A 2,886-nucleotide genomic window follows, 5' to 3' on the forward strand; every position below is an offset into this window, starting at 1 on the left:
GGCTCCGACTGTTTGTATGCATGCGGTTTCAGGATCTGTTTCACTCCCCTCCCGGGGTTCTTTTCGCCTTTCCCTCACGGTACTGGTTCACTATCGGTCGATCACGAGTATTTAGCCTTGGAGGATGGTCCCCCCATCTTCAGACAGGATTTCACGTGTCCCGCCCTACTTGTCGTACACCCAGTTCTTCCTCGCTGTTTTCGCCTACGGGGCTATCACCCGCTATGGCCGCACTTTCCAGAGCGTTCGGCTAACAACAAAGATAAAGAGTACAGGCTGGTCCCATTTCGCTCGCCACTACTCTGGGAATCTCGGTTGATTTCTTTTCCTGCGGTTACTTAGATGTTTCAGTTCACCGCGTTCGCTTCACGTAGCCTATGTATTCAGCTACGGATACTCCATAAGGAGTGGGTTTCCCCATTCGGATATCGGTGGATCAAAGCTCGTTTGCCAGCTCCCCACCGCTTTTCGCAGGCTACCGCGTCCTTCATCGCCTGTGATCGCCAAGGCATCCACCACATGCACTTGTTCGCTTGACCCTATAACGAGTGTGTCTCTCCACCCTGCCCACAAGGGACAGCCGCAGTTCAACAGTCGCTACAGGTTGAGTATTCGTGTTGCGCCGTATTCCAAAGCAATCTTTCGATCACCTTTTCATACATTGATACAATCACAACCCTGATTCACCTACCCCGCACCCATCTCCAGGTGCGTTCGGTGAATCTCTTTACTACTTCTTCCTGATTGTTAAAGAACGACAGCCGGTATGGGGCGCCTGGCCCTACACCACTCTGACTGGCTCAATCGCCAATGCCTGTTTCACTGCACCGCCAACATCTTCCGACGTGCGCCGCAGTAAAACCGGCATTGAGGATTGGTGGAGGATGACGGGATCGAACCGACGACCCCCTGCTTGCAAAGCAGGTGCTCTCCCAGCTGAGCTAATCCCCCAAGTCACTGCTACCCAGGGGTTCATCGACCAGCCACCGCAGACAATGGTGGGTCTGGATGGATTCGAACCATCGACCCCCGCCTTATCAAGACGGTGCTCTAACCGACTGAGCTACAGACCCCTGAGTCTGTCCTGATTTACAGCCGATAAGCGTGAGCGCTCAACGTTGAACGCGTTCTAAGCTCGAGAAAGGAGGTGATCCAGCCGCACCTTCCGATACGGCTACCTTGTTACGACTTCACCCCAGTCATGAATCCTACCGTGGTGACCGTCCTCCTTGCGGTTAGACTAGCCACTTCTGGTAAAACCCACTCCCATGGTGTGACGGGCGGTGTGTACAAGACCCGGGAACGTATTCACCGCGGCATGCTGATCCGCGATTACTAGCGATTCCAGCTTCACGCAGTCGAGTTGCAGACTGCGATCCGGACTACGATCGGTTTTCTGGGATTGGCTCCCCCTCACGGGTTGGCAGCCCTCTGTTCCGACCATTGTATGACGTGTGAAGCCCTACCCATAAGGGCCATGAGGACTTGACGTCATCCCCACCTTCCTCCGGTTTGTCACCGGCAGTCTCCCTAGAGTGCTCTTGCGTAGCAACTAGGGACAAGGGTTGCGCTCGTTGCGGGACTTAACCCAACATCTCACGACACGAGCTGACGACAGCCATGCAGCACCTGTGCGACGGTTCTCTTTCGAGCACCCCGGCCTTTCAGCCAGGTTCCGTCCATGTCAAGGGTAGGTAAGGTTTTTCGCGTTGCATCGAATTAATCCACATCATCCACCGCTTGTGCGGGTCCCCGTCAATTCCTTTGAGTTTTAATCTTGCGACCGTACTCCCCAGGCGGTCAACTTCACGCGTTAGCTACGTTACCAAGTCAATGAAGACCCGACAACTAGTTGACATCGTTTAGGGCGTGGACTACCAGGGTATCTAATCCTGTTTGCTCCCCACGCTTTCGTGCATGAGCGTCAGTATTGGCCCAGGGGGCTGCCTTCGCCATCGGTATTCCTCCACATCTCTACGCATTTCACTGCTACACGTGGAATTCTACCCCCCTCTGCCATACTCTAGCCCGCCAGTCACAAATGCAGTTCCCAGGTTAAGCCCGGGGATTTCACATCTGTCTTAACGAACCGCCTGCGCACGCTTTACGCCCAGTAATTCCGATTAACGCTCGCACCCTACGTATTACCGCGGCTGCTGGCACGTAGTTAGCCGGTGCTTATTCTTCCGGTACCGTCATCCCCCCGCCGTATTCGGGCTGAGGTTTTCTTTCCGGACAAAAGTGCTTTACAACCCGAAGGCCTTCTTCACACACGCGGCATTGCTGGATCAGGCTTGCGCCCATTGTCCAAAATTCCCCACTGCTGCCTCCCGTAGGAGTCTGGGCCGTGTCTCAGTCCCAGTGTGGCTGGTCGTCCTCTCAGACCAGCTACAGATCGTCGGCTTGGTAGGCCTTTACCCCACCAACTACCTAATCTGCCATCGGCCGCCCCTTGAGCGAGAGGTCCCGAAAGATCCCCCCCTTTCCTCCTCAGAGCGTATGCGGTATTAATCCGGCTTTCGCCGGGCTATCCCCCACTCCAGGACACGTTCCGATGTATTACTCACCCGTTCGCCACTCGCCACCAGGGTTGCCCCCGTGCTGCCGTTCGACTTGCATGTGTAAGGCATGCCGCCAGCGTTCAATCTGAGCCAGGATCAAACTCTTCAGTTCAAACCTGTTACTGTTTTCGGTCCAGTTACGAACCGGTCGCTCACTCAACGTACTGACGAATGATCCAACCGTCTCGCGACGGTCAAACCTTCCTTTCATTACTGTGTGAGACTTGATACCTTCGCCTGTCCTGACCGGCCCCGAAGAGCCCGCCAGCGCGCCGCCATCAAGCGCCCACACTTATCGGCTGTTAATTTTTAAAGATCGATCCGC

Annotated in this window: 2 tRNA genes and 2 rRNA genes; all 4 read right to left on the reverse strand. The window is 55.0% G+C overall.

The features are described from left to right. Window positions 1-539, reverse strand: a 23S ribosomal RNA gene (locus P3T23_RS47385); the annotation flags it as partial. Between the two features lie 336 nt (window positions 540-875). Further along, window positions 876-951, reverse strand: a tRNA-Ala gene (locus P3T23_RS47390). A gap of 45 nt (window positions 952-996) precedes the next feature. After that, a tRNA-Ile gene (locus tag P3T23_RS47395) sits at window positions 997-1,073 on the reverse strand. A 67-nt stretch (window positions 1,074-1,140) separates the two neighbouring features. Further along, a 16S ribosomal RNA gene (locus tag P3T23_RS47400) occupies window positions 1,141-2,673 on the reverse strand. Between the last annotated feature and the right edge of the window lie 213 nt (window positions 2,674-2,886).

It is taken from the genome of Paraburkholderia sp. GAS448 (assembly GCF_050435685.1).
Lineage (GTDB): Bacteria > Pseudomonadota > Gammaproteobacteria > Burkholderiales > Burkholderiaceae > Paraburkholderia.